Source organism: Undibacter mobilis, from assembly GCF_003367195.1.
In the GTDB taxonomy this organism is placed as follows: domain Bacteria; phylum Pseudomonadota; class Alphaproteobacteria; order Rhizobiales; family Xanthobacteraceae; genus Pseudolabrys; species Pseudolabrys mobilis.
Genome location: NZ_QRGO01000001.1, coordinates 1,878,882 through 1,904,824, shown reverse-complemented (window position 1 = coordinate 1,904,824; position 25,943 = coordinate 1,878,882). Strand labels below are relative to the sequence as shown.

Annotated in this window: 22 protein-coding genes; 12 read left to right on the top strand and 10 right to left on the bottom strand. The window is 59.4% G+C overall.

Features of this window, described 5'->3' with window-relative positions:
• Window position 1: 1 nt before the first annotated feature.
• Both DXH78_RS08935 and DXH78_RS08930 read right to left on the bottom strand, forming a co-directional pair.
• Complete coding sequence (locus tag DXH78_RS08935; RefSeq protein WP_115516701.1) at window positions 2-916, bottom strand: beta-keto acid cleavage family enzyme; 915 nt, start codon at window positions 914-916, stop codon at window positions 2-4.
• Window positions 917-985: 69 nt separating this feature from the next.
• On the bottom strand, window positions 986-1,834 hold the full coding sequence (locus tag DXH78_RS08930; protein WP_115516700.1) for a fumarylacetoacetate hydrolase family protein: 849 nt from the start codon (window positions 1,832-1,834) through the stop codon (window positions 986-988).
• 121 nt (window positions 1,835-1,955) lie between these two features.
• Between DXH78_RS08930 and DXH78_RS08925 the strand changes: the two genes are divergently transcribed.
• Window positions 1,956-2,714 carry a helix-turn-helix domain-containing protein gene (locus tag DXH78_RS08925; RefSeq protein WP_115516699.1) on the top strand — a complete coding sequence of 253 codons (759 nt, stop codon included), beginning with the start codon at window positions 1,956-1,958 and terminating at the stop codon, window positions 2,712-2,714.
• A gap of 12 nt (window positions 2,715-2,726) precedes the next feature.
• On the opposite strand, the gene DXH78_RS08920 is transcribed toward DXH78_RS08925, so the two are convergent.
• The 3 genes from DXH78_RS08920 to DXH78_RS08910 all read right to left on the bottom strand — a co-directional run bounded on the left by DXH78_RS08920 (window position 2,727) and on the right by DXH78_RS08910 (window position 6,127).
• A complete protein-coding gene (locus DXH78_RS08920) occupies window positions 2,727-4,337 on the bottom strand; it encodes a bifunctional 3-(3-hydroxy-phenyl)propionate/3-hydroxycinnamic acid hydroxylase (protein ID WP_115516698.1) in 1,611 nt (536 codons plus the stop codon).
• Between the two features lie 98 nt (window positions 4,338-4,435).
• Window positions 4,436-5,032 carry a nuclear transport factor 2 family protein gene (locus DXH78_RS08915; RefSeq protein ID WP_115516697.1) on the bottom strand — a complete coding sequence of 199 codons (597 nt, stop codon included), beginning with the start codon at window positions 5,030-5,032 and terminating at the stop codon, window positions 4,436-4,438.
• Window positions 5,033-5,098: 66 nt separating this feature from the next.
• Entirely contained in the window at window positions 5,099-6,127 is a 1,029-nt protein-coding gene (locus DXH78_RS08910) for a TRAP transporter substrate-binding protein (protein WP_115516696.1), read from the bottom strand.
• Window positions 6,128-6,381: 254 nt separating this feature from the next.
• On the opposite strand from DXH78_RS08910, the gene DXH78_RS08905 reads away from it, so the two are divergent.
• Complete coding sequence (locus DXH78_RS08905; protein ID WP_115516695.1) at window positions 6,382-7,383, top strand: VOC family protein; 1,002 nt, start codon at window positions 6,382-6,384, stop codon at window positions 7,381-7,383.
• Between the two features lie 36 nt (window positions 7,384-7,419).
• Window positions 7,420-8,421: an NAD(P)H-quinone oxidoreductase gene (locus DXH78_RS08900; RefSeq protein WP_115516694.1), complete on the top strand. Its 1,002-nt coding sequence runs from the start codon at window positions 7,420-7,422 to the stop codon at window positions 8,419-8,421.
• Window positions 8,422-8,801: 380 nt separating this feature from the next.
• Here DXH78_RS08900 and DXH78_RS08895 read toward each other — a convergent pair whose 3' ends face one another.
• Complete coding sequence (locus DXH78_RS08895) at window positions 8,802-10,226, bottom strand: aminotransferase-like domain-containing protein (RefSeq protein WP_168192751.1); 1,425 nt, start codon at window positions 10,224-10,226, stop codon at window positions 8,802-8,804.
• A 225-nt stretch (window positions 10,227-10,451) separates the two neighbouring features.
• A complete protein-coding gene (locus tag DXH78_RS08890) occupies window positions 10,452-11,285 on the bottom strand; it encodes a transporter substrate-binding domain-containing protein (protein WP_115516692.1) in 834 nt (277 codons plus the stop codon).
• Window positions 11,286-11,552: 267 nt separating this feature from the next.
• On the opposite strand from DXH78_RS08890, the gene DXH78_RS08885 reads away from it, so the two are divergent.
• The 8 genes from DXH78_RS08885 (at window position 11,553) to DXH78_RS08850 (ending at window position 20,494) form a co-directional block, all read left to right on the top strand.
• A complete protein-coding gene (locus tag DXH78_RS08885) occupies window positions 11,553-12,533 on the top strand; it encodes a proline racemase family protein (protein ID WP_115516691.1) in 981 nt (326 codons plus the stop codon).
• A 75-nt stretch (window positions 12,534-12,608) separates the two neighbouring features.
• Entirely contained in the window at window positions 12,609-13,262 is a 654-nt protein-coding gene (locus DXH78_RS08880; RefSeq protein WP_115516690.1) for an amino acid ABC transporter permease, read from the top strand.
• 9 nt (window positions 13,263-13,271) lie between these two features.
• Complete coding sequence (locus DXH78_RS08875) at window positions 13,272-14,087, top strand: amino acid ABC transporter ATP-binding protein (RefSeq protein ID WP_115516689.1); 816 nt, start codon at window positions 13,272-13,274, stop codon at window positions 14,085-14,087.
• Window positions 14,088-14,100: 13 nt separating this feature from the next.
• Entirely contained in the window at window positions 14,101-15,387 is a 1,287-nt protein-coding gene (locus tag DXH78_RS08870; protein ID WP_115516688.1) for an NAD(P)/FAD-dependent oxidoreductase, read from the top strand.
• 38 nt (window positions 15,388-15,425) lie between these two features.
• A complete protein-coding gene (locus DXH78_RS08865; protein ID WP_115516687.1) occupies window positions 15,426-16,862 on the top strand; it encodes an NAD-dependent succinate-semialdehyde dehydrogenase in 1,437 nt (478 codons plus the stop codon).
• 90 nt (window positions 16,863-16,952) lie between these two features.
• Window positions 16,953-17,750 (top strand): HpcH/HpaI aldolase family protein, encoded by a 798-nt coding sequence (locus DXH78_RS08860; protein ID WP_115516686.1) that lies wholly within the window; start codon window positions 16,953-16,955, stop codon window positions 17,748-17,750.
• 632 nt (window positions 17,751-18,382) lie between these two features.
• Window positions 18,383-19,468, top strand: coding sequence for a zinc-dependent alcohol dehydrogenase (locus DXH78_RS08855; protein WP_115516685.1), 1,086 nt, complete (start codon window positions 18,383-18,385; stop codon window positions 19,466-19,468).
• 132 nt (window positions 19,469-19,600) lie between these two features.
• Window positions 19,601-20,494: an ABC transporter substrate-binding protein gene (locus DXH78_RS08850; protein WP_168192750.1), complete on the top strand. Its 894-nt coding sequence runs from the start codon at window positions 19,601-19,603 to the stop codon at window positions 20,492-20,494.
• A 56-nt stretch (window positions 20,495-20,550) separates the two neighbouring features.
• Here the strand turns inward: DXH78_RS08850 and DXH78_RS08845 are convergent, their stop codons facing one another.
• From DXH78_RS08845 to DXH78_RS08835, 3 genes are all read right to left on the bottom strand, one after another.
• Entirely contained in the window at window positions 20,551-23,007 is a 2,457-nt protein-coding gene (locus DXH78_RS08845; RefSeq protein WP_245416777.1) for a GcvT family protein, read from the bottom strand.
• Between the two features lie 86 nt (window positions 23,008-23,093).
• Window positions 23,094-24,839, bottom strand: a complete 1,746-nt coding sequence (locus DXH78_RS08840; RefSeq protein ID WP_115516682.1) for a thiamine pyrophosphate-binding protein — start codon at window positions 24,837-24,839, stop codon at window positions 23,094-23,096.
• Window positions 24,836-25,081: a hypothetical protein gene (locus DXH78_RS08835; protein ID WP_147292597.1), complete on the bottom strand. Its 246-nt coding sequence runs from the start codon at window positions 25,079-25,081 to the stop codon at window positions 24,836-24,838. The genes DXH78_RS08840 and DXH78_RS08835 overlap by 4 nt, the downstream gene beginning before the upstream one ends.
• Before the next feature lie 205 nt (window positions 25,082-25,286).
• Between DXH78_RS08835 and DXH78_RS08830 the strand changes: the two genes are divergently transcribed.
• Window positions 25,287-25,895 (top strand): MarR family winged helix-turn-helix transcriptional regulator, encoded by a 609-nt coding sequence (locus tag DXH78_RS08830; protein ID WP_115516680.1) that lies wholly within the window; start codon window positions 25,287-25,289, stop codon window positions 25,893-25,895.
• Window positions 25,896-25,943 lie beyond the last annotated feature (48 nt).

Genomic DNA, 25,943 nt, shown 5'->3' with positions numbered 1-25,943 from the left:
TTCAGGCTCCGGCCGTTGGCATGAAGCGGACATCTTCGGGTTGGCCGAGCTTGAGTATGGCTCGCGCTTCTCCGGGCGAAGCGACATTGCGATCAAGCTGTTCGATGATTGTGACGGCCCGTTCAACCAGCGCGGCATTGTGCGGCGCCGGCATGCCGCGGCGCAGATATAGGTTATCTTCCAGGCCGACGCGTACGTGCCCGCCGAGGAGGACGGCCTGCGCGACCATGGGAAACTGCATTGCACCGATCCCGAACGCTGCCCATTCGGCGCCGCCCGGCAATTCGTTGCGCATTGCCATCATGACTTCCGGCGTCGCCGGAGCGCCCCACGGAATGCCGAGGCAGATCTGAAACAGCGGCGGCGCTTCGATCAGCCCCTGCTCAATCAGGTGTTTCGCAAGGCGAATGTGGCCAAGCTCGAAGGTTTCCATTTCCGGTTTAACGTTCACCTTTCGGATAGCCTCGGCCATCTTCTTCAAGTCGGCCGGGGTATTAATGAAAACATGCTGCCCGAAGTTCATGCTACCGACGTCAAGGCTGCAGATGTCGGGTCTCAACGCCTCGATGTGTTCAACACGCTTCTGCCAAACGGCTAGCGTCGAAGCTGGATCGCCGATACGCGGATCGTCGTTCCCGGGAATAAATCGCGCGCCGGGCCCGGTCGTCAGGTTGATCAAAATGCCGCAATCCGCTTGCCGGATGCGGTCGACCACTTCGCTGTAGAGATCGATGCGCATGCTCGGCGCGCCTGTGCCCGGCTCGCGCACGTGGATATGCGCGATGGTCGCGCCAGCCTTTGCCGCGTCAACGGCTTGCTGCGCGATCTCGGCAGGCGTCACCGGCACCGCCGGATTCTTACCGGAAAGCGCGGCGCCCCCGGTCAAGGCGCAGGTAAGTATGACAGGCCTCGACAATTTCCTCAGAGCTCCCCGTTGCTTTGTTATCAGCCCATCCTCGTCAGGGGGACAGGTTGGATTCGGACGTCAGTTTCGTTCAAGCTCGATAGGATTACTGAGTGTCCCGATGTTCGAAATCTCGACCTCGACTGTATCGCCGGCCTTCATCAGCAAAGGCGGATTGCGTTTGAAGCCCACGCCACCGGGCGTGCCGGTGACGATCACATCGCCGGGTATCAGCTCGCTCCAGACCGACACATATTCGATGAGTTCAGGTATCGAGAAGATCAGAAGATCGACGGTGGCGCTCTGCACGGTTTGACCGTTGAGACGCGTTGCGAGCGACAGGACGGTTGGGTCGGGGATCTCGTCCGCTGTCACCAACCACGGCCCGAAAGCGCCTGTTGCTGCAAAGTTTTTGCCCGGCGTCCATTGCGACGTGTGCCGTTGCCAGTCGCGCAACGAACCGTCATTGTAGCATGAATAGCCGGCAATGTGGTCGAGCGCGTTGTCGCGCGAAATGTGTCGGCCAGGTTTGCCAATGACGATGGCAAGTTCGCCTTCATAGTCGAACTGGTCGGAAATGGCCGGGCAGATCATCGGCTGGCCGTGCCCAACCTGGCTCGCCGCGAGACGCAGAAAAATCACCGGCTTCTCCGAAGCGGTCCGACCGGTCTCTTCGACATGCGAGCGATAGTTAAGGCCGGCGCAGAAAATCTTGTCGGGGTTCGGGATGACCGGCAGAAACGTCACCTCGTCAATCGGAATCGTCGACGTTTGCGCCCGCAACTGGTTAAGCAAGGCAGGCCCCGCCGTCAGTAACGCTTTCAAATCCGGATACTGCGCACCAATCAGCTTGCCGAGGTCGACAATGCCGCCATCTTTGACGATGCCATAAGACGCGCGACCGCCATGGCTGAAGCTAGCAAGCTTCATTCCTTTTCACTCCCTAGACTGTACCCCGGCGCTGCTTGTCGCCAGTTGCGAATAATTATTGACATTGGCGGTATCGATGCAAAATGATCTAGCGAAGTGTTCACTAGGTGGACGGGGCGGCATGAGCTCATTCGGCAATGTCCGCTCGCTTGAGCGGGGTCTCAAGGTTCTGGAAGCTCTCAACCGCTTTCACGGCGCCAGAGCCCAGCAGATCGCGCGTTTTGTCGAGTTGCCGCGACCGACAGTCTATCGCTTGCTCGAGACGATGGAGCATCTCGGTTATGTCACACGTAGCGAGGACGCCTGGACCCTGACCGCGCAGGTCAAGTCGCTCAGTGCAGGATTTCATGACGATGTCTGGGTCACACGAGTGGCCTCGCCTATCCTGCATGAACTCGGCCGTGAAGTTCTCTGGCCCATCGATCTCGTGACGTTTGAGAACGATGCGATGATTATCCGCGAGACAACTCACGCGGAAAGTCCGTTTTCGATCGACCGCGGCATGGCCGGAACGCACTTGCCCGTCCTGCAAACCTCGGGCGGCCGCGCTTACCTCGCATTCTGTCCGGATCGCGATCGGGAACTCATCCTGGCGCGGCTGCGCCAATCCGGACAACCAAGCGATGCGATGGCTCACGATGAGCGGTTAGTACAGCGAATCTTGAGTGAGACGCGTCAACTTGGTTACGGCTTCAGAACCGAGGGCTTCAACCCGCATACAGCCAGCATATCTTTACCGGTCCTGGTTGAAGGCCGAGTTCTGGCCTGTATCACCATGATTTGGATCGCATCTGCTTTAAGCTTCGAGGAGGCAGTCGCGCGCAATCTCGACGCGATCAAGCGCGCCGTTTCTCGAATAAAGTCTCTGCTGGACGCCTAAACACCGCCGGCCTTAGGCCGACATGCGTTCCATCACTCTGTTTTGCAGAAGCTGCTGGAAGCGGTCGGCAAAATTGAATTCATCATCTGCGAAGAATGCGCCTGCGACGTAGCGGTCCGGCCTGACCAGGACGATCTGGTCGCGGTGCGTACGTAGCGGGCGGGAAAAACCGTCCGATGTCACGACGGGGATGATCGGCCCGACGCCGGATATTTCCTTGTCCGCACCGGCCAGATAAATGAGGGCCGGCTTGAGCTGCTGCCAAAGCGGATGCGTCAATCGGGCGATCGCGGCGGCATCTTTCTCGTTCTGGGCGATGAGTGCAAAGCCCGGGCCCAGGATCTCATCAAAGCGTACTGTCTTTCCGGCGGCCGTCTTTACCACCGGCTGCGGCATCATCTGCCCCACCAGCGAAGCTTCGTAAGGTTGTCGGTCAATATCGACAAACAGGCCGCTGTCGTAGCGCGGCGCTGGCTTGAACTTCATCTGCAGGAAATAGTCCTGGGCGCCCGGGAACGCTTCGAGCATCCTCAGCAGCATCCCGCGTAATGCGATCTGGTCAGCGCCTTTCGGCATCACGAGTTGTCCCATCGCGACCGCAAGTTGAATCATCGCCCAGGCCGGCTTACGGCGTTCTTCGTCGTAACTGTCGAGCACGGAGGCATCGGCTAACCCCCTTACCAGCATGCTCAGTTTCCAGGCGACATTATGCGCGTCACGAAGGCCAGCATTCATACCTTGGCCGGCGAAAGGCGGCGTTAAATGAGCCGCATCGCCGAGCAGTAGCGCGCGGCCCTGCCGCATGCGTGAGGCAATACGCGCGTGAAAGGTATAAATGGCTCGGCGGATGATATCTTCCTTGCGAAACTCACGATAGGGCGCAATCAGGCGTCCGATCGATGCGTCAGTCAGCATCTCGGCGCCGACTTCGCCGTCGAGCAGCATGAACTCGTAACGCCGACCGCCTCGGGGCGCCGGCACGCTGACCGCAGGGCGGGTCGAACTGCAATAGAAGCGCGAGTAATTGACGAGATCGGGGTCCGCCTTCAGATCGAGAACGATCCAGTCCTGCTCATAGGTCGAACCGACGAACTCGATCCCGAGCCACTGGCGGATGGGACTGCGGCCGCCATCGCAGGCTAGCAACCAGTCACAACGAATGGTCCTTTCGCCCTCCGGCGTCATGCAGGCAATCGTTACACCGGAGACGTCCTGGTTAATGCCGGTTACATTCCAGCCAAAACGCAAGTCGACGCTCGGAAATCGCTCAAGGCTCTTGACGAGTTCCGCCTCCAGTTCCGGCTGATACATGAAATGGCGCTTGGCGAACCCGTAAGTCCGTGGTCCGGCGCCAACCGTGCCAAAGCAATGGCCACTATCGTCGAAATAGCGCGCGCCGTCGCCTTCGATCGTATGAGGCAAAAATTCGTCAGCCGCGCCGAAGGCTTGCAGCGTGCGTGCGCCTTCGTCATCTAGGACGATGGCACGCGGATGATCGACCGTAGTCGCGTTGCGTTCGAGCACGACAACATCAATGCCGTCCTGACCGAGCAGATTCGCAACCGTCAGACCGACCGGTCCTGCTCCGACGACGACAACGGGCACATGCATGATCTCGGTCATCGGTCGAGAGACTCCGGATTCAGGTTTGTTCTGAATGATTGCGATTACTGGCTGTGATAACCATAGCTATCTGGCAACTGTTCATTCGGCGGACAGCGCTACGCCTGCGTCAACCATTCGCCATAGCGTCGATAGAGCGCCTCGGCCTCGGGGCTGGCATTGACGATGATCGGAGACACCAGCTTGCGGCCGGTGCTCACAAGACGGTGCGCAATGAAGCGATAGGCTTCCGGATAGATCGAGAAATCAGTCTGCGTCATGAGGCGGTTGAACGCCTCGCTCGGCACGACCGGATCGAGCCGGTCCTTCTCGTAGATTGCGACGCGTTCGGCGAGGCGCCAGCGACCTGCCCGACGTTCCAGGCGATCGAGAAAGCGCCCGTAGGACACGTTGTCGACGAGGATGCCGTCGAGCGCCGCGCGTCCGTGAATGGTGACGCTGGTTTCAGCCGTGGCGCGGTCGCCCCGCAGCGTGACGAGCGGCCAGCCAATCTGGTGCTTGGATAGCGATGTTGATCGGACGGCAGCGCGCTTCGACGCTTCGACGAAATCGGGAAAAGCGCCCTTGAACCAGGTGACAGAAATTATTCCGTCAGGGTGGAAGGTGTCGAGCAGTTCGGCCCAGCGCCCCTGATCACGATAAAGAGCCCAGGCCTGGATCAGATCCATGCAGTCCAGGCGGTCGGATGTCGTCATGATGTCACTCGTTGCCGACGCCCGCCGCAGATCGTTACGATCGGCGGCGGGCCAATGCGGAAAAATCTACTTCTTCACGGCCTGAATGGCGGCGACCTCGTCGCTGAAGGCCTTCAGCAGCTTGTCGCCGTCGGGCGTGGACTTTTTCCATTCCTCGATCGCGGGCTGCACTGCGGCCTTCCATGGCGCCTGCTGCTGAGCGTTAAGCACCGTGATGGTGCGCTTCTTGTCACCCTTGGCCGTTTCGAAGACAGCGCTGTTGTTCTCATCGAACTTGGCGCCGAAGAACTTTGCGAAAACCTCGCCCGAGTTCTTGTCGAGCGCAGCTCTGGCCGACGGCGGCAAACTTTCATATTTTGCCTTGTTCATGATGACCATCAGCGATGTCGAGCCCAGCGGCAGGATGATCTGGTGCTTAGCAACCTCGAGCACGCGGAAGGTCTGCAGTGCGTTCCATTCGTTGAGCGTGGCGTCTATGACGCCGCGCGTCAGGTTCTCCGCCAGCGCCGGGCCGGTTATGCCCCCGATCGGAACGCCACCGAGTGACTTGACGACATTGAGCGAAACCGGGCCGGCTGCACGGAAATTGTGCCCCTTGAGGTCTTCCAGCTTTGTTGCGGGGAACGTCGTATTCACGAAGATCGGATTGTTGGCGCAGACGCAGAGAAATTTGACGTCATTGAAACCGCCACCTTTCAGGAGGCCTTTCTCGAAAACGCGTGTGAGTGCGAGCGAACCGGTGTAGGCGTCCGGCACGACGAAGGGCAGTTCGACGACCGTCGCCGCATCGAAACGACCGGGCGTATAGCCCGGAACGATCCACGCAATATCGGCAACGCCGTCGAGCACGAGCTTCAGCTGTGCCGCGGGGTCGCGGCCGAGCGTACCGCCAGGATACATCTCAATCTTGAGCGTACCTTGCGATTCGGTCGTAACTTTTTGGGCCCAGGGCGTGAGAATTTTGCTGGTGATGAAGGCCTGAGGGGGCTCGAAACTCGAAAATCGAAGCGTGACCGGGTCAGCGGCTTCCGCCCCGGTCACGTTGGCCAGCGCGAGCGAAGCGAAAACGGCAGCGGAAAGTAGTCGTTTGAGCATTGAGGATCCTCCCTGACTCGCGGCTTCTGGGCCGTCGAATTTCTTATGCTCTCGTCGAATGCCGCTCCTTCCGCCGTCAAGCAACCGTATTTGAACGACTGTCCGCGCTGTGAACGGTAGCTGCGTCCATGCAGTGAACGTTTCCGCCGAAACGGTTGCTGATGCAGTGCACGCACGCTTAAGGAATAGACAACGAGGCAGCCTAACCTCACCGACCGGGCTGACCGGCGAAAACTGCGGGAAGGAAACTGGCAATGGAAGTTCAAGCGCTGGGTTATGTCGGCCTGCCAACCGCCGCAATCGAAGACTGGGCCGATTACGGCACCAAATTTCTCGGTATGCAGCTTGTCGATCGCGCCAGGAACTATCTGACCTTCCGCATGGACGACCGCCGCCAGCGACTGGTCGTCAGTAATGACAGCGCCGATCGATCCGGATTCTTCGGCTGGGAGGTCGCCGACGCTTTCGCCTTGAATGCAATGGCTGCACGTGTCGAAGCCGCCGGGGTTGCTGTTGCGCGGATACCAAGCGCACTTGCCAGCCAGCGCCGAGTGAAGGAAGCGATCACATTCAAGGATCCGGTCGGCAACAGGCTTGAAGTCTTTTATGGCGCCGAGATTGCGTCAGACCCCTTCATTCCGGGACGCTCGATCTCAGGCTTTCGTACCGGACCGCTTGGCATGGGTCACGCTGTCTTGCATGTCGAACGGATCAGCGAGGCGCTGGCGTTCTACACCAAGGTCCTTGGCCTGCGCATCAGCGATTACTTCACCGTGCCCTACAACGCTTACTTCTTCCACGTAAACCCGCGACATCATAGCTTCGCGATGATCGAAACCGGCCGCAACGGTATCCACCATCTGATGATGGAATTGACGATGCTCGACGACGTCGGCCAAGGTTACGACCTCGCATTGGGCGAGAAAGGCCGGGTCGCGACGACGCTCGGCCGCCATATCAATGATCAGATGGTTTCTTTCTATTCCCGCACGCCATCGGACTTCTTCATAGAATATGGCTGGGGCGGACGGCATATCGACCCGACCACGTGGCAACCCGAAGAGATCACTTACGGTGCCAGCCTATGGGGTCATGACCGCGACTGGCTGGGACCAGAGCAAACGGCCGCAGCGCGCGCGCTCAAACTCAAGGCCGCCGAGGACGGACTGCGGGCACCGGTTAACGTGATCGAAGGCAACTACGCGGTTGCGCCAGGTCATTGCATTTGGTGGGATACGATCCGCAAGGCCGGCTGAGACTGCGCGCGCCCAACACGCCTCTTACTGGACCCTATGCCGCGCATTCAACAAGCCATTGTGGTTTCCGCCCCGGGCGGACCCGACGTCCTGGTCATGAAGAATGATTGGCCGGTCCCCACGCCGGGCGACGACGACGTTCTCATCGAAGTCATGGCGGCGGGCATCAACCGCCACGACTGTAATCAGCGCAAGGCTGGGCCCACTCATGAACCAAATCCCGTTCCTGGGCTAGAGGCCGCGGGGCGCATTGTTGCTTGCGGTAAAAACGTTCCGACGCGACGCGTTGGCGAAAAGGTCGTGGCACTAACCGACGGTGGCTCTTACGCACAGTTTGTCGCGACACCGGCAGAGTTGGCACTACCAATGCCGGACAGTCTCGATTGGGAATCAGCAGCCGCCCTGCCCGAAGCCCTGTTCACGGCCTGGTTCAACTTCTTCGGGCTCATGCAGTTGAAACCCGGCGAGATCGCGCTCATTCACGGCGCGACCAGCGGTGTTGGTTCGATAGCCACACAGATGCTCAAGGCGATGGGTTACAGTGTCTACGGCACGGCCGGAACGGCAGAGAAGCGAGACGCAGCGTTTCACTTCGGGTGTACCGCGGTATTTGATTATAACGACCCCGATCTGGCGGACCAGGTGAGGCAGAAAACAAGCGGCCACGGCGTCGACACGATCCTCGATATGTCGGCCGGCGCCCACCTTGAGGCGGACCTTGCTATGATCGCCAACGACGGACGCATCGCCCATTTGTCTGCCGGCGGCGGAAAGGTGCTGCCGGTGCCACTGCGTGCATTAATGGCCAAACGCGTGCGCATCACCGGCGCCTTCCTGAGAGCAACGCCGGTCGACGAGAAGATCAAGATCGCACGCCATCTCCATGAAACTGTCCTGCGTCATGTGGGAAAGTCGATCAGACCTTACCTCGCCAAGATTTATCCTCTTGAAGATGCTGCCGCGGCGCATCACTTCATGGAAGCCAGCAAGCACGTCGGAAAAATTGTACTGACGGTCGGACGGCAGACAACGCTTTAGGAATACGGGCGCTCAGCCAAATGAAGATCACGCGTATGAACTCTATCCCGCTGTGATGTCGGCCGGGATTGGACTGCCGTGAAGTGGTGTTTACGGAGCCCGGACCGCAGAAGCGTCGGCATGCTTAAGGCTTCGACATGCGGCCACAAGTCAACGGACTGCTCTGACGTAGTCGATAGTCGCGCCTGCGCGATGCCATCGGCATCATAACGCCAGACGATTCGGCCACTTTCGCCCTGCTTGAGCGAGTGGAGGACACGCGGCTGAAGCGCTGCATCGAAAATGTTCGGGCGCAACTTGCGCCCAAATGCAGTTGCCTCTTCCCAGCTTCCAAAGAACGAAGGCGTTCCCGTTATGGCTTTGCGAGGCAACGTGCCTAGCTATGCTACCGAAAAAGCGGAACGCGGAGGCCGGCTCAAAATCTGGCGCAATGCCCCAAGGCCGGCGTCGAGTTCGCGCGCTGCGCACGCGCCGAGACAAACACGTACGCCGCGTTCGCCGTTCTGATCGACCGCCGCCGATCCGGGCGGTGTTAGCAGTATCCCGTGGTTGCGTGCGACAAAGAATAATTCGTCGGCCGTCCAGCCGTCAGGAATGTCCATCCAGACGTGGTAGCCTGCCAGCGTGCGCTCTTGGGGCAACTCCTGCTCGGGAAAGAAATTCCGAAACAGGTCTGCGCGCCGGCGCGTCTCCTTGCGGAGGGAGACGACGACGTCCTCAAGCTCTCCCGACAGAATGAGTTTGCGGCTCAATTCGAAAAGTAGCGGCGTCGCGCTCCAGGCGCTCGCGCGCATGGCCAGCCTTGCCCGCTCGAGCAGAGCGGCCGGCACAACGGCTATACCGGCCCGGAAGCCGAGTTCGAAAACCTTGGACAGACTCGCAAGATAGATCGTCCGATCCGGTATCAGACCCGCAATTGGATCCGGTTTCGGATTGATGAGAAAGGCATAGACATCATCCTCGATCAGCATCGCGTCATGCTTGACGAGAACGTCCGCTATTCTCTGCCGACGCTGGGCGTCCATCGTCCTGCTGGTGGGCGTGTGCAGGGTCGGCATGGCGTAAACGACACGCGCGCCGGATTGCTGCAGTTTTTGGTCCAACGCCTCAGGCACCATACCTTCAGCATCCATCTCGACCGGCGTGAGACTGTATCGATGCAGGCTCGCCAGCGCCTTGAACCCGACATAGGTCAGTTGCTCGACCAGGATCGTATCGTTCGGCTTGCATAGAATGCTCAGCGCCAGATCGAGGCCGTGTTGCGCCCCATTCGTGGCGAGAAGGAGATCCGGCGACGGCCGGAACCCGGGGGTCGCGATCCACTCGGCCAGCACGGCGCAATGCTCACGAAGGCCCTGCCCGGCATCATAGGCGAACAAACGATCAATATCGCCGGACCGCATGATCTCGGCCATCGCCATCCGCAGTTTTTCCATTTGCCCGACGTCGGGGGCAAGGTTGACACTAAAGTTGGCCGTTCGACCCGCGCGGCTTTCCATATCGGATGCTGCGCGACGTGCGACAAATGTCCCCTGTCCTACACGCCCGGTCACGATGCCGCGGGCATTGGCCTCACGATAAGCCTTGGACACGGTAGACAGGCTCAAACCGAGCTGAAGCGCCAGCGCGCGGTGCGGCGGCAGCTGCGTGCCATGCGGCAGTATGCCCTTGCGCACGTCTTCCTCGAGCGCGGCGATCAGCGCAAGATAGGGCGGTAGTGTCAGATTTAGATTGCTGGGAATCCAGCTCAGCGACGAACCGGGTTCGGCATCGTTGGCGGCGTGCTTTGGCGACGCAGCTTCCATAACAGTCTTGGACGGAGCCGGCGGCCGCATGAGAGATGTCTTACGCGAACCCATGGAGCCCCGCGGTTCAGTCCAAAATGCATGTCCGTGGAGTGCTGGCGGCGACAACCAAAAGTCGCTCAGCAATCCAGACGCGAGATTGTCACAGTACAATAATCAGTCGTCGTTTCAAGTGACGGGGGAGGAAATCCACACTCTCCTCCCCCGCGCCCGTAACCGCGAAAGCTAGCAGTATTTGCCCGACTGCGGCACGACCGAGAGATCGATGCCGCGCTCTTGCATGTACTTGGTGATGTGCGCGCAAGATAGGCCGAGCGTCCGCTGCTGCATCGACCAATTGGCCAGCAGGTTCATGAAACCCTCATTGCCTTCTTTTCGGGGCACCGCGGTCATCATCGGATTGCGCAGAACGGGCGTCGGAACGATCGCCTTGCCAAGGCCCGCCTTGTGCAGCTGCGCCGAGTTCTGATCCGCCAGCAAGATCGCATCGACCCGCTTGGACTGCATTTCAAGAACGGCCTGATCGCGGTTCTTCACCAGAATAATCTTGGCTTTCGGCGCCATCGTCTCGGCAATGACCTGCATGGTGCTGCCGCTCTGGGCCGCGATGCGGACTTCAGGTTTGTTCAAATCACGCCAGGTTTTCGGCTCGAAGCCTTCACGCGCGGTAATCGTCCAGACGCCTTCCACGATCGGCTCCATGACGTAGTCGACGACGAGGCCGCGCTTCGGGTTTGGGTTGACGCCGAAAGCCATATCGAGCCGACCGGCCTGGAAGTCGGCGGCGAGGTTGCCCCAGGTGGTTTCGACGAAGTTGATCTTGACCCCAAGCAGGTCGGCAATCTGGCGACCCCAGTCGGGATAGATGCCGGTCCAGTCGCCAGTCTTGGGATCCTTGATAAAGTCAGGCTCTTCGCCGGACATCACCGGATAATTCAGCGCACCACGCTGCTTGATTGCGTTGATGACCGCGGACGGATCCGCAGCGGAAGCGAGTGACACCAGATTCATGGTGCCAACGAGAAGCGCTGCCAAAAAAGCAAAAACCTTCAGTCTCATGTTCGGTTTCCCTGTCAAAAATGAACTGCATCGCGAACCGACGATGCCGAGGCCGCCCTCAGCCGGGGCATTGACATGCTACACATATCGCCGCAGTGTAGTACAGCACTTTAAAATTGTCGCGCTACAATAGTTCATTATTCTGCCGCCTCGGCAGCAGGATAAAGACCCGCCTCTCAGGGACGCCCCCTTGCCTCTCGCGGTTGTTTTCCATCATCGCGGCGAGCCGAGCTGGCGCCGCTATCCTGCCGGCAGAGGAACCGCTGCATGATCCGCCTCGATGCTTCGTTCTCGGTGATCGATACCCATACCGCAGGGCACCCGACCCGGGTCATTCTCAGCGGCATTCCGAAGCTCGAAGGCGCCTCGGTTCTCGACAAACGCGACGACTTTCGGCGGCGCTTCGACGGTCTGCGCGGCCTGCTGCTGCACGAGCCTCGGGGCCATGCGGCCATGGTCGGCCTCGTGCCGGTGCCCTCGACGATCGCCGACTATGGAGCCTTCTTCATTTCGTCCTACGTCTATCTCGACATGTGCGGCCATGGCACGATCGGACTGGCCAAAACCCTGGCCTCGACCGGCCAGATCACGCGCGAACAGGGCGACAGCTTTACGCTCGAGACGCCAGCGGGCGTCGTGACGGTTGGTCTCGTCTGGAGCGATGACGGGCGCCTGTCGGCCGTCCGCATCAAAAACGTTCCGAGCTTCATCGGCATCGAAGGGCTGAAAATTCCGTTCGAACCATTCGGTACCGTTTCGGCAGATATCGTCTATGGCGGCATGTGGTACGCGCTGGTCGACGCCGGAGCGCTCAGCCTTTCACTGGCGCCCGAGCACGCATCCCGGCTGATGAGGCTTGGCAGCGAACTCAAACAGGCGATCAAGGCCTGCATCGCCGACAGGCCTATGTTTGCCAGCGCCGTGCCGCCCAGCGTCCTCTTCTACTCAGACACAGCGCCCGGCGAGGCAACGCATTTCCTCGTTCTAGAATCGAACAAGTTCGACCGCTCGCCGTGCGGTACGGGCACGGCCGCGCGTCTGGCCATGCTCGATCGCCAGGGAAAGCTGAAGCCTGACGGCACTTATGTCGCGAAAAACATTCTGGGCGTTCCGTTCATCGCCCGTGTCGCCGAACGACGGGACGATGCGGTCGTCGCGGAAATCGAAGGCATGGCCCACCTCGTCGCCCATTCCACCATTCTGCTGGAAGACTCCGACCCCCTTCGACAGGGGTTCTTGTGCAAATGACAGCTTAAGGAAGCACTGATCGTCGAACGCGGCCAACGCGACAGCGTCGTCCAGAATTCGCGGTAAGGATCGAACATGGATTTTTCAGTCGTTACCAGCCACGCCGACCTGCTCTGGTTCGGCATTCTCATCACGCTTTACTACACAGCGATCACGATCGCCGGCGGCATGATACTCGGGCTCACTATCGGCCTGATCCAGTTTGCTCCTATCAGGCCGCTGGTTTGGCTGGGCTGGTTGTTCGTCGAATTTTTTCGCAACATCCCGCTTCTCGTCATCCTGCTGTGGACGTATTACGCGCTGCCGATCTTCCTCAATATTGAAATCAGCAAGGGATGGGCGGGCTTCCTGGCGCTGACCTGCTATTCGGCAGCCTTCTATGCCGAAATTTTTCGCGCCGGCGTGCAGTCGATCGATCCCGGACAAACCGACGCAGCAACGGCCCTCGGCATGTCCTACGGTCAGAAGATGCGGCGCATCATCCTGCCACAGGCCTTCAAGCGCATGATTCCGCCGCTGGTAAGCCAGTCGATCATGCAGATGAAGAATACGAGCCTGCTGTCGACGATCACCGTGCCCGACCTGCTCTATCAGGCCGGCTACATCTCGAGCCAGACCTTCAAACCCATGGAAGTCTACACGGCCGTCGGCGTCATCTTCCTTTTGTTCCTTGTCCCGTTGACCACCCTGTCGCGCATGATCGAGCGCCGGCAGGCGTCGCATCGCTGAGGGCTAGCCGTGACAGAAAAGTCATCAAAGCCGCTTCTCCGTATCCAAAACCTGTGCCTGCGATTTGGCTCACGCGAGGTTCTTCGCGGAGTCGACCTGACGGTCAATGAAGGCGAGGTCGTCGTGTTGATCGGCGCCTCCGGCTCCGGCAAGACCTCGCTCCTGCGCTGCATCAACCTGCTGAATACGCCGAACAGCGGCCGTATCGATATCGACGGCGAGATCATCTTCGACGCCACTGCGGACAGCGGTGTCTCGCGCATCCCCATCGCCGAGGTGAACCGCATCCGGTCGAAGACCGGCATGGTGTTCCAGCAGTTCAACCTGTTCCCGCATATGTCGGTCCTCGACAACGTGACCGAAGGTCCGGTCATCGTGAAGCGAGAGACTCGCAAGGAGGTCGAGGTCCGCGCCCGCGAGCTGCTGGCGCAGATGGGTCTCGAAGGTCACGAGCACAAGCGCCCGGCGCAGTTGTCAGGGGGACAGCAGCAGCGCGTGGCGATCGCACGGGCGCTGGCCATGCATCCCAAGCTCATGCTGTTCGACGAGCCGACGTCGGCGCTCGATCCCGAGCTGGTCGGCGAGGTCCTCAAGGCCATGAGCGCGCTGGCGCGCTCGGGCATGACCATGGTCATCGTCACCCACGAACTCGGCTTCGCTTTCGAAATCGCCAACCGCGTGGTCTTCCTCGACGAAGGCACCGTCGCCGCCGATGGCTCGCCGCATGATGTGCTGCTCAAGCCAGAACATCCGCGGCTCAAAAGCTTCGTCAATCGCTTCCACGAAACCGCCGACATGCTGCGGCCATTCCTCGAAACGCGCTGAGGAGTAAACGAGAATGAGCGAGGCCGTTTCCATCTCGGATGTTGCATCGCCGGCCAGGGGACGGCGCGTCGCCATCATCGGCGCCGGTGCCGTTGGCACCTGCTGCGCCAACTATCTGCTCGATGCCGGCTTCGAGGTCGAAGTCATCGACACCGTCGAGCCGGGCGGCCCCGATCAGTGTTCCTACGGCAATGCCGGCGGCCTCTCCCCCGGTTCGTGCATTCCGAACGCCATGCCGGGTCTCATCGCTGAACTCCCCGGCATCTTGCTCGACCCCGAAGGCCCGGTGAGCCTGCGCATCCTCGACCTGCCGCATGCGTTGCCGTGGCTGATCCGCTTTCTTTGGTCGAGCCGCCACCGCCGTGTCGAACGCATTTCCGACGCGATGATTGCGCTCAACCGACATACCTTTGATTTCTACAACCCCCTCATCAAGCAGGCCGGCTGCGAAGACCTCATCCGCTACCACGGGCAGCTCATCGTCTACGAAGACCCCACCGGACCATCCAAGTCCAAGCTGTCGATCGCCATGCGCCGAGCCCGCGGTGTGAAAGTTGAAATTCTCGACGACCGTCAGATCCACGAACTCGAGCCGGCGCTGGGGCCTGCCTACAAGGCCGGCGTCTTCCTGCCCGAACAGGGGCAATGTCCAAACCCCGGGCGGCTGGTCGCCAACCTGTGGCGACTGGCCGCCAGCAAAGGCGCCAAACTCAACCGCACCCGTGCCAAGGGTTTCGTCTTCGGGCCCAACGGCCCGACCGCGGTCATTACCGAGAACGGGGCCGTGCAGGCCGACCAGTTCGTCATCGCGGCCGGCGCCTTCTCAGGCCCGCTGGCGCGGCAGGTTGGCACGACGGTGCCGCTGATTTCCGAGCGCGGCTACCATGTGATGGTCGAAAGTGCGCGGACTGGTTTGCGCGTGCAGACCAATTCCGCCTCGCGCAAATTCGTCGCGGCGCCGATGGAAGACGGCCTGCGCCTGTCCGGCACGGTCGAATTCGCCCGGCCGGGCACCGGGCCGTTCTGGAAGCGCGCCGATCTGCTCGTCCGGCAGGGACAACATATGTTTCCCGGGCTCGATGTCTCCTCGGTGAAGCGCTGGATGGGCAACCGTCCGGGCACGCCCGATAGCATTCCCGTCATCGAGCGGGCGCCGCGCCACAACAACGTCATTTTCGCTTTCGGTCACGGCCATCAGGGCCTGATCGGCGCATCGGTTACCGGCAAGCTGGTCGCCGAGATCGCGGCCGATCGACCGACAACGATTGATCTTTCACCCTACCGCTCAACACGGTTCTGAACGTGCGCGGGAATCATTTGCGACTGGAGAGTTCTGGAATGTACGACGAGAAGATTGCACTGCTGATCGACGGCCAGTGGTGCGATGGAAGTGAAGGCAAGTCCGAAGCCCTACTCAACCCGGCCACCGGCGAAGAAATCGGCCGCGTGCCGCACGCCAGCAAGGCTGACCTTGACCGCGCACTGGCCGCTGCCGACCGAGGCTTCAAGGTCTGGAAAGCGATGACGCCACACGAGCGTTACAAGATCATCATGAAGGCGGCCGACCTGATCGAGGCCGATGTCGAGCGCATTGCCCGCATCCTGACGATGGAGAACGGCAAACCGCTGGCCGAGGCGCGGGGCGAAATCCTGTTTTCCGTCGAGGCAACGCGCTGGTATGCCGAGGAAGGCAAGCGCGCCTATGGCCGCGTCGTTCCCGGCCGTCTTCCCAATCAGCGCCAGATCGTGCTCAAGGAGCCGGTGGGCGTCGTCGCCGCCTTCGCCGCGTGGAATTTCCCCGCGTCCAATGTCATCCGCAAGATGGCGGGCGCACTCGGCGCCGGCTGCTCGATCATCCTGAAGACCGCCGAAGAAACGCCCGGCACGGCTGTCGCTTTCGCGCGCTGTTTCGAAAAAGCCGGCACGCCGGCCGGCGTGATCAATCTCGTGTTCGGCGTGCCGGATGAGGTGTCGTTGCACCTGCTCGCCTCGCCGATCCCGAAGAAAGTATCGCTGACGGGTTCGACCGCAGTCGGCAAGCTGCTGCAGGTGCGCGCCGCGCAGACGCTGAAGCGCTGCACAATGGAATTGGGCGGCCACGCGCCGGTCATCGTTCACGCCGACGCCGACATCGAGAAATCGGTCGCCACGCTGGTGGCGGCGAAATTCCGCAATGCCGGACAGGTCTGCACGTCGCCGACGCGCTTCTACGTACACGTCTCGATCTACGAAACCTTCGTGAAGCGCTTCAGTGACGTGGCAGGCAAACTGACGATCGGTAACGGCCTTGCCGCCGATACCCAGATGGGCCCGATGATCGCGCCGCGCCGGCTCGACGCCATGCAGGGCCTGGTCGACGACGCAGTCGGCAAGGGCGCGCGCCTGCTGCTCGGCGGCAAGCGCATCGAAGGCAAAGGATATTTCTACGCGCCGACCGTGCTTGCCGACGTGCCGGACACGGCCCGCATCCTCACCGAGGAGCCATTTGGACCGATCGCATCTTTCCAGTCCTTTGAAGACTTCGATGACGTGATCGCGCGTGCCAATTCGACGCCCTATGGTCTCGCCTCATTCGTCTTCACGCAGAGCGGCGCGCTGGCCCAGAAGACCGAACTCGCACTCGACGCCGGCCTCGTCGGCGTCAACAACACGTCGATTTCCACTCCGGAGACGCCCTTCGGCGGCGTCAACGAATCCGGCTACGGCTCCGAAAGTGGCATTGAGGGACTCGAGGCCTTCCAGCGCGTCAAATCGATTTCCGAAATCTTCATGTGAACCGTACGGGCGCCAGCCGCGCCCCGACACCACCCCTTTTCTGGATCGTCCATCGCGACATCCCATCGTCAAAGTCAGGAGAACCAAACAATGCGCCCGAACAACGTCCGGTCCATGTGGAAGCAAGGCAAGAATGTCTATAATGGCTGGCTGATGATCCCTTCCTCCATTTCGGCGGAGCTTATCGCGCGCCAGGGCTGGGACTCGGTCACGATCGACATGCAGCACGGTCTGGTCGATTACACCGACGCGGTGCCGATGTTGCAGGCCATCTCCGTCAGCGATTCCGTGCCGTTCGTTCGCGTCCCCTCGCTGGAATCCGGCATCATCGGCAAGATGCTCGACGCGGGCGCCTATGGCATCATTTGTCCGATGGTGAACACGCGTGAGCAGTGCGAACTGTTCGTGCGCAGCTGCCGCTACGCGCCGGTCGGTCAGCGCAGCATGGGCCCGGTCCGCGCCACCATGTATGGCGGCCCCGACTACGCCACTCACGCCAATGACACCGTTATCGCGATGGCGATGATCGAAACGGAGGAAGCCGTTCGCAATCTCGACGAAATCATGTCGACGCCGGGCCTGGACGCCATTTTCGTCGGCCCCTCCGATCTGTCGGTGTCGATGGGCCATTCGCCGGGCTTCGATCCGAAGTTTCCGAAGGTCTATGACGCCATCAAGAAAATCGCGGAGACCGCCAAAAAATACAATGTCGTGCCGGGCATCCACACGGGATCGGTCGAATACACCCGCGAGATGGAAGCGCTCGGCTATCAGTTCTTCGCCTTTCTGAGCGAATTCCGCTTTATGGCGATGGCGGGCAACGCGTATCTCAAGGACCTCAAACACACGACGGAGGCGGCCCCCGCCACCCAGTCGAAATCGTACTGATTTTATTTGCCGTCACGTCTTCGCTGCGCCTTCTCTCTGCGAGAGGGCGCAGCGGAGAATGCTTGATGCGCCGTGGCGCACATCGGTTGAAGATCGGAGCGCATTCCAAGGGGCCGCAGCTTCGATCCATTGATATCGGGGCCCACTTCGCGCTCCCCGGCCACACCCACGCCGAGACTTTGAAAGTTCTGGTGGGCCCGGCAGGACTCGAACCTGCAACCAGACCATATGAGCGGCTATCTCCCCGGGAGACTCAATCAAATCTGCTAGTTATCGTCGCGTCCGACCACATTTGTTCGCGTTCGTTCACGGCTGTGGTTATCCTGGGGGCGCGGCCTAGCCGGACAGCCAGCGAAAAAGGCCTTGTCTCCGGCTGATTAGCAAGTTGACGGCAGGCGGGTCCAAAGCATCGTGTCTGATGCTTGGTGCCCCCGAACCGCTTCGCCGCGCCAGCCCGACCCTGACGCCCTCGTTGTGTCTCGCTTCGCTCTCTAGTTTAGCGATGTCCAACTTAGTTTAGTAGCTAAACAAGTTCTTGGACGAACCCGAGATACATTTGGTTGTTCGACATCGACGGCCATTTCGGATGCTGAATACAATGATCCGCGTCACAGTAGACTGCGGGTGCATTCATGAAGGCTTGGCTTACTTACGGCTTCAACGATATGCGCCTCGAAGACGTGCCCATGCCCCATGCCGAACCCGGCTGGGTGGTCTGTAAGGTACGTAATCTCGAATTGTCGGTAACGGAAATTGCTGAGTTTCGCGGGCTACCGGTACCATCGCACGAAAATCTCAAGAATATGCTTGCGAAGCGCGCGCCCATTCAGCTCTGGGGACATGAGTTCTGCGCAGAGGTCGTCGAAGTTGGGGCTGGCGTGACCAACGTAAAGCTTGGCGACCGCGTCTTCTATCACCGCGGTGTACCCTGTGGCACCTGCAAGTACTGTAAGGCAGGAATGTCGCATCTTTGCCGGTCAGTCATCAATGTGTCCGAAGACACGCCGGGCTGCCTCGCAGAGTACTTTCCAATCCCTGCGAGCACCATCGCGCCGCTGCCATCTGAGATTACAGATAAGGAGGCTTGTGCACTCCAGCCCCTTGTGTCGGTGGCGGGTCGTATGGAAGCCGTCGGCATCGAGATGGGCGACACGGTGGTCGTGATCGGCCAAGGACCGATGGGAATCTTCTGTACTCAGATTGCCGCCGTCACGGGCGCCGGTAAAGTCATCGCCATCGCGCGCCGTGATCCCGTGCTGGAAATGTCAAAGCACCTTGGCGCAACCCATACCATCAACACGACAAAAACCGACGTCGTGGAGGCCGTGATGGATATTACCAAGGGATTGGGTTGCGACGTCGTGCTCGAATGCGCCGGCGGCAGTAAAGATCAGGGTCACGCAGGTACCGATGCTTTTGTTCAGGGGCTTCACATGCTCCGCAACGAAGGGCGTATAGCAGAATTCGGCCACTTGCCTGTCGGTTCCACGATACCGATCGGTCCGATCGATAAGAAGGGCTTACATGTGATCGGCCAGCGCAGCCCATCGCCACGCATGATTGAGTACGCGATCGATCTGGTCGCCACCAAACGCGTTCAAATCGAGCCAACCGTAACCCACATTCTTCACGGGCTCGACAAGGTGCCTGACGCTATCGAAATCACCGGCAACAAGGCCAAATACGGATCAATAGGCCCGGCCCAAGTGATGCTCTGACGAGAGACTGAAAGAGAAAGACGTCGTCTAACTCATACGGAGGGTTCGCAGATGCGACTGAATATGCAGTATGCTCGAACAGTGTTACTGGGCGCTCTAGTTGTCTGCCCAGTCGTTGCCACCGCTCAGCCTATGGAGAAGGTCAAGGTTGCGACGACCTTTCTCGGCCTCTGGGATACTTCCCAGCCGACGTTCTGCAAGGATCGGGGAGAATTCGCCAAAGCGGGGCTGGACGTTGAGGTACTCTCAACCCGTGGCGGGTCGGAGAATGTACAGGCCGTCGTCGCGGGCGGAATGGACATCGGTTTTTCCCCTGGAACAAACGCTGTGCTCGCTGCAATCGCTCAAGGCACAAAAATCAAGATTATCAGTTCCGAGTTCTTGGGGCAGAATGATACATTCTTCTATGTTCCAGCTGACAGCCCGATCAAGTCGATCGCCGATCTCGCCGGCAAGAGCGTCGCCTTTCCTCGTCCCGGCGGCGCCGGAGAAGCGATCCTGCTGGCCCTGAAGGCCGAACGCAAAATCGACTTCAAGCCTGTGGCCACGGGCGGCATGGATGCCACTTTTACGATGACGATGACCAAGCAGATTGACGTCGGCTATTCGGTCCCACCGTCAGTCCTCGACCAGGTTCAGAAAGGGATTGTGCGCGTTGTTTTCGCAGGAGACGATGTCCAATCACTAAAGGCGCTCACCGGGCGAGTTGTCATCGCTAGCGATGAGTTCGTGAAGAACCGCCGCGCGACGGCTGTTAAATTCATGCAGGTTCTCGACCGTTGCATCGACTGGGCCTACGCGAATAAGGCGGAATCGGCGAAGATGTATGCCGCACTTAACAAGATTGATGCCGGCATTGCCCAAAAGGCGCTCGAATTCTACAAGCGCGATGCTCTGGCGTTCGGAGAAATCAGCAAGCTGGATGAGGTCATGAAGCTGGCGGTGGACGGAAAATTCATCGCGAAGCCGTTCACGCCCGATGAAATCAAGAACGCAATCGATATCGTCTACACGACCAAGAAATAAAGACCGTCAAGAAAAGAAAGGGGCGAGACCATCGCCCCTTTCTTTATATTTCGAAGCTACATTTTGATACGGTCGCCATTCGGATCGTAAAATGGCTTGAGCTGGACTTTTGCCGGATACTTGCGCAACGCGGCCTCGATTTCATACTTGCCGCTCTCGATCCAGGCGAGACTAACACCCGAAGGGTTCTTGACGTAGCCCATTCCAAGCGACGCGCTGACGCGAAAGCCCCAACCGCCTGACGTAATGTAACCAACCCGCTCGCCGTTACGCCAGATCACCTCATTATGAGCCAGGATCGGCGCATCTTCCGATTTATCCTCAATCTGCACCGTTACCAGCCGCCGTTGAGGCGCCCCGCGACCGCGCCGCATCTCAAGAGACTTCCGTCCCAGGAAATCACCGGGCTTTTGCCAGGCGACTGCAAAAGACAGGCCCGCCTCGATCGGCGAATAGTCTTCTGTGATATCATGGCCAAAGTGCCGATATGCACGCTCGAGACGGCAGGCACCCAACGCGTATGAGCCTGCGTGGCGCATGTCGTAAGCGGCACCCGCCTGGACCAAGGTCTCGTACACGTAAGCAGCCATGTCCGCGCTGACCAACAGTTCGTAGCCCAACTCGCCAACATAAGTGAGGCGTGTCGCACGAACGATGGCGAAGCCAAGATCGATCTCGCGGCTGGTGGCGAATGGGAACGCCTCGTTCGACAGATCGGCATCTGTCAGTTGCTGCAGCATCTCCCGGCTCTTCGGCCCCATGATACCGAACATGGCATAGCCAGCCGTTACATCCGCGATGGTCACGTTCCATTCGGATGGAACATGCTTTCGGAACCAGTAGACATCGCGGACCATCGACGGTGGCGCCGAGGTCAGGATATATCTATCAGCAGCAAGTCGGGTCGCCGTTATATCGGCCTCAATCCCTCCCCGCTCGTTAAGCCATTGGGAGTAGACGACTCTACCCGGCTCGACGTCGACGTCATTGGCACAAAGATAGTTGAGCGCGCGACACGCGTCTCTGCCTTGCACGAGAAATCGGGAGTAGTTGGACTGGTCATAGAGCACGACCGAATCCCGCGTCGCAAGGCACTCCTCCTGGACCTGCGCGTGCCAATCCTGCCGGCCGAGCTTGTAGCTGAATTGTCCGCCTTTTGGAGCGTACCAGAGGGGAGCCTCCCAACCGTAACGCTCGCCGACTACCGCCCCGGCGGCGATGAGCTCCCGATGCATCGGGAAACGGCGAACACCGCGCCCGCTTTGCATGAGCTTACCGGGCCACGGAATATCCATGACATAGCCCATGCTCTCCTTGGTCCGCTCGAATAGATACCGCCGGGCACGCTGGAATGGCATCACGCGCGTCACGTCGTAACCGGACAGCGCCATTGGCGGGCTGCGGTCCCGAATCCATTCGGCCATGACCTTGCCAGATCCGGGTGCCGCCATGATGCCATGCGAGTTGAAACCCGCGCAAACATAGAGATTGCGGACTTCGGGCGTTTCACCCATCAGTTCGCGCCCATCGGGCGTGAAACTTTCCGGGCCGGTAAAGAAGGTGCGAATTCCGACCTTATCCAACGTCGGCACACGGCACGATGCCATTTCCAAGAATTCGGCGTAGCGATCGAGATCGTTGGGTAGGGTCTCATACTCGGAGTTTGGCGGGATGCCTTCGGTCGCCCACGGAACGGCGTGCTTCTCGAAGGTACCGATTAAAAGCTTGCCTGCATCTTCTTTGTAGTAGGCCCGCTCGTCGGTGCAGAAAAGAGTCGGCGTGGCTTGCGAAAGACCCGGTATCGGGTCCGAAACAATATAGAAGTGCTCGGCGGCATGGAGCGGAATATTAATTCCGTACTTTGCCACAAGATCGCGCGTCCACATACCGCCGGCAAGAACGACAATCGGAGCTTCTATCGCCCCGTGTTCTGTTTCGACACCGGCGACGGCCCCATTGCGGATGATGATATCTTGTACATTCGCATGTTCAATGATGCTGGCGCCGCTCATGCGGGCGCCTTTCGAAAACGCCTGGGTCGCGTCGACCGGGTTCAACTGGCCTGTGGAAGGCAGGAAGCTGCCTCCAATAACTCCATCTAGATTGAGGAGCGGCCACCGCTCGGCGATCTCCGGTGGCGTTAGCATCTTGGCCCCTGAGACACCGAGGTAGTGCGCATAGCCAATGGTCTGCTTCAAGAAGTGCAACCGCGCCTCATTGAGCGCAAGGTAGATCGTGCCTTTCCCGACGAAGCCTGCTGACTGTCCGGTTTCGGCCTCGATGTTCTTATAAAGTTGCGCCGCGTACTCAAGGAGCCGCGTCTGGTTCTCGGACGGACGAACCTGAGCCAGGAGTCCGGCGGCATGCCAGGTCGTACCGCTGGTCAACGTCTTGCGCTCCAACAGCACGACGTCCTCGAAGCCGAGCTTGGCGAGGTGATATGCGATCGAGCAGCCGATAATGCCACCGCCAACAACGACGATTTTGGCGCTGGATGGAACTTTTTGGGGCAAGAAGGACTCCATATTCTAAAGTTCGAGACGGTAGTAAGGCGAGGTCAATGGAGACCGGGATCGTGGCGGTGATCGCGGTCTTTCGATCAGGCGTGGCCTTCTAGCCAATCGAAACTGGCGCCACGCGTTGAGTCGAGAGTGACGTCAATGACGTAGGGCTTGCCCGCCGAAACCATCTCAAGTCCTCGCGCAATGGCTTTCTCGAGGTCGCAAGCGCGATGGACCGGTCCTTCCGCCTCGACGCCGACGCCCTTGGCCAAACTGACGATGTCCACCGCCGGATCGTCGATACGCTGGCCGATCCACTTATTCTCCGCGGGCCGTTGCCTCTCTTTCGCAACCGTCTCCTGCTGGATTTCATCGGTGAAGTAGGAGCGATTGTTCGCAACAATGATCAGGACGGGGATGTCGTAATGGGCTGCCGTCCACAGTGCCGATGAGGCGCCAAGGAATTCGCCATCGCCCATGATACCGACGACGATACGGCCCGATCCCGCCAGCGCGAGAGCCGCTCCAACTGCCATGCCGGGGCCTGAGCCGACGCCGCCTCCGCCGTCGTAACCAAGGTAGTCTAAGGGCTCGTGGAAGTCGTAACTCGCCGCCGGCCAATTGAGCGGAACGCGAGCCAAGGTTATGGCGCGGCCTTCACGCAGACGAGACATAACATGGCCAATATCAGCGAGCGTGGGAACGGCCTCGCCTAAAGTAACCTTCGCTGGAGACTTGGCCGCGCTACCCGCATTCCGGCCCGACACCTCCCCGAACCGATCCAGGAGGGCGGCGACAAGAACGTCGGGCTGGGTCGGTACTTCGACATCGATTGCCGGCAAGCGTTGATGATCGCCGTTGTACCCGTTGTGGATATGGGAATCGATCGATGCATGAATTACTTTTGCACTCCCACCCGCCTGCGCCATTGTGTCGGCAAGGTCGTACCAATCAAGGCTCAACACAATATCGGCTTTGGCCAGCAAGTCCCGGTCTTGGGGGGACAAGAAAAGATCGGCGGGGCCACCATGAAGCGGATGATCTGTCGGAAAGCTGGCACCCATCCTCAGATCGGTCACTACGCGCGCGTTCAGATGTTCTGCAAGTTTGATCCGCTTGTCCCAGTCTCGCTTTTCGGGAGATACGCGTCCGAACAGAAACACCGGGCGTTGTGCCCTTGTAAGCATAGCGTGTACGCGCTCGACTATTCGAAGCGGTGCCTCGGCAGGCAACGGCGGACGAAACCGTTCGATATCGGGAATTCTCACATCGGCTTCAAGCTTGTCTTCCTGTAGCCGCCGATCGAGGATGACATAACTTGGCCCGCGCGGTGCCGTAAGAGCCGCCTTATAAGCGCGGAGCACACCCTCCACGGCTGCCGCCGGCGATGCAGGCTGGTCATCCCATTTGACGAAGTTGCGAACCATCGCGCCTTGGTCGCGGAACGTATGATTCCAGTCGATCCAGCTTCTGCGCACCGCAGAATCAACGGCACCGGTCGCGCCGAAGATTAGGATCGGGACGCGATCACACCAGGCGTTGAAAATCGACATCATGCCGGCCATGAGGCCGACGTTAGAATGCAGCACGACCGCCATCGGCTTGCCGCAGGCCTTGTAATAGCCGTGCGCGATGGCAACCACGGACTGCTCGTGCAGCGCCAATAGCATCTGCGGCTTCTCGTTGCCGAGATAGTTCACAAGACTATCGTGCAAGCCGCGAAAGCTCGAGCCGGGATTGACGCATACGTACTCGATGCCGAGGCGACGAAGAAGTTCGGCAATAACGTCGCTTCCCCAACCCAACACGGGTTGGGCTTCAACTTTAAGAACGTCCGCTTTCATGGCGAAATTACTGCGCAGGATTTAATGTCTACGAGGACGCCGTCAGCAATGCAGTTTGCCCGCTTGAAGGCATCGCGCTTAAAAGCTAAGATAACTATGTCTTTTACGTCAATAATTCCCGCTGCGCGGAAGGCAGGCTCTGTCGTTCGCACCTCGGCGTGTAAGAAGATGTGCTCCTCTTCAAAAAAGCCGTAAAACGGCATTTTTTTCAAGGAGAGCGCTGAGGCGCGAATGCTCTTCACAGGCCGTCAAGGAACATTTAGTTCGGTTGGATAACCATGTTCTGTCGGTCCAGAACGACCTCACCGCAAGGATTACGGATCGCCGCTGCAAATCCTTATCTTCGATACGTCAGCGACAATGCCGTATCCTGGCATGGACTTTGCGAGAACGTTGTCCGGCTGATTCGTTAAACCGAGGCTTCTTGATCAAGACGAAGGCAAGGCGATGCGCTCGAACAATCTAAACTGTCAGGAGCCTGACAAACGGGCACAAAAGGCGGAAGAGTCCGTGGTCGATTGGTGTCGTCCGGCCAGCGTGTCTGCCGATACGCTTTTAATCGACGGGACCGATGGCTGCTTCTTGACGATGATCTACAATCTTTGGGCCTTCAATCAACATATGGAGGCTGCTCGGAATTCGCTCGCCAAGCACTTCGAGCTGAGCGGCCCTCAATATACAATTTTCATGGCAATCGCGCGCTTTGAAGGTCAAGAGGGCATCAATGCCCGCGACCTCTCAAAACTGCTGCAGGTTAGCCCCGGCTTTATTGCGACTGAAATTAAGTCTCTCGTTAGTCTAGGATTGCTCACCAAATCGATCGACGGTCGAGATCGGCGAATGCACCGGCTGCAAACCAGCGATCAAGGGCGTAAACTGCTGCGCACAAATTCGTCTTTCGTGTGCAAGATGAACGATCTGCTATTCGGCGGACTGACAAGTGAGGAAGTTCAACAACTGGTAACACTGTCGTCGAAGCTTACACACCAATCCGAGCGAACCTCGGCCATTTTGGACACGCACTACAAGATGCGCGGTGAGGCTGGGCAGAATTAGTCTCGTCCGGCTCTTCAAAAGATGATTGCCGAACCGGGAAGCCTGGTC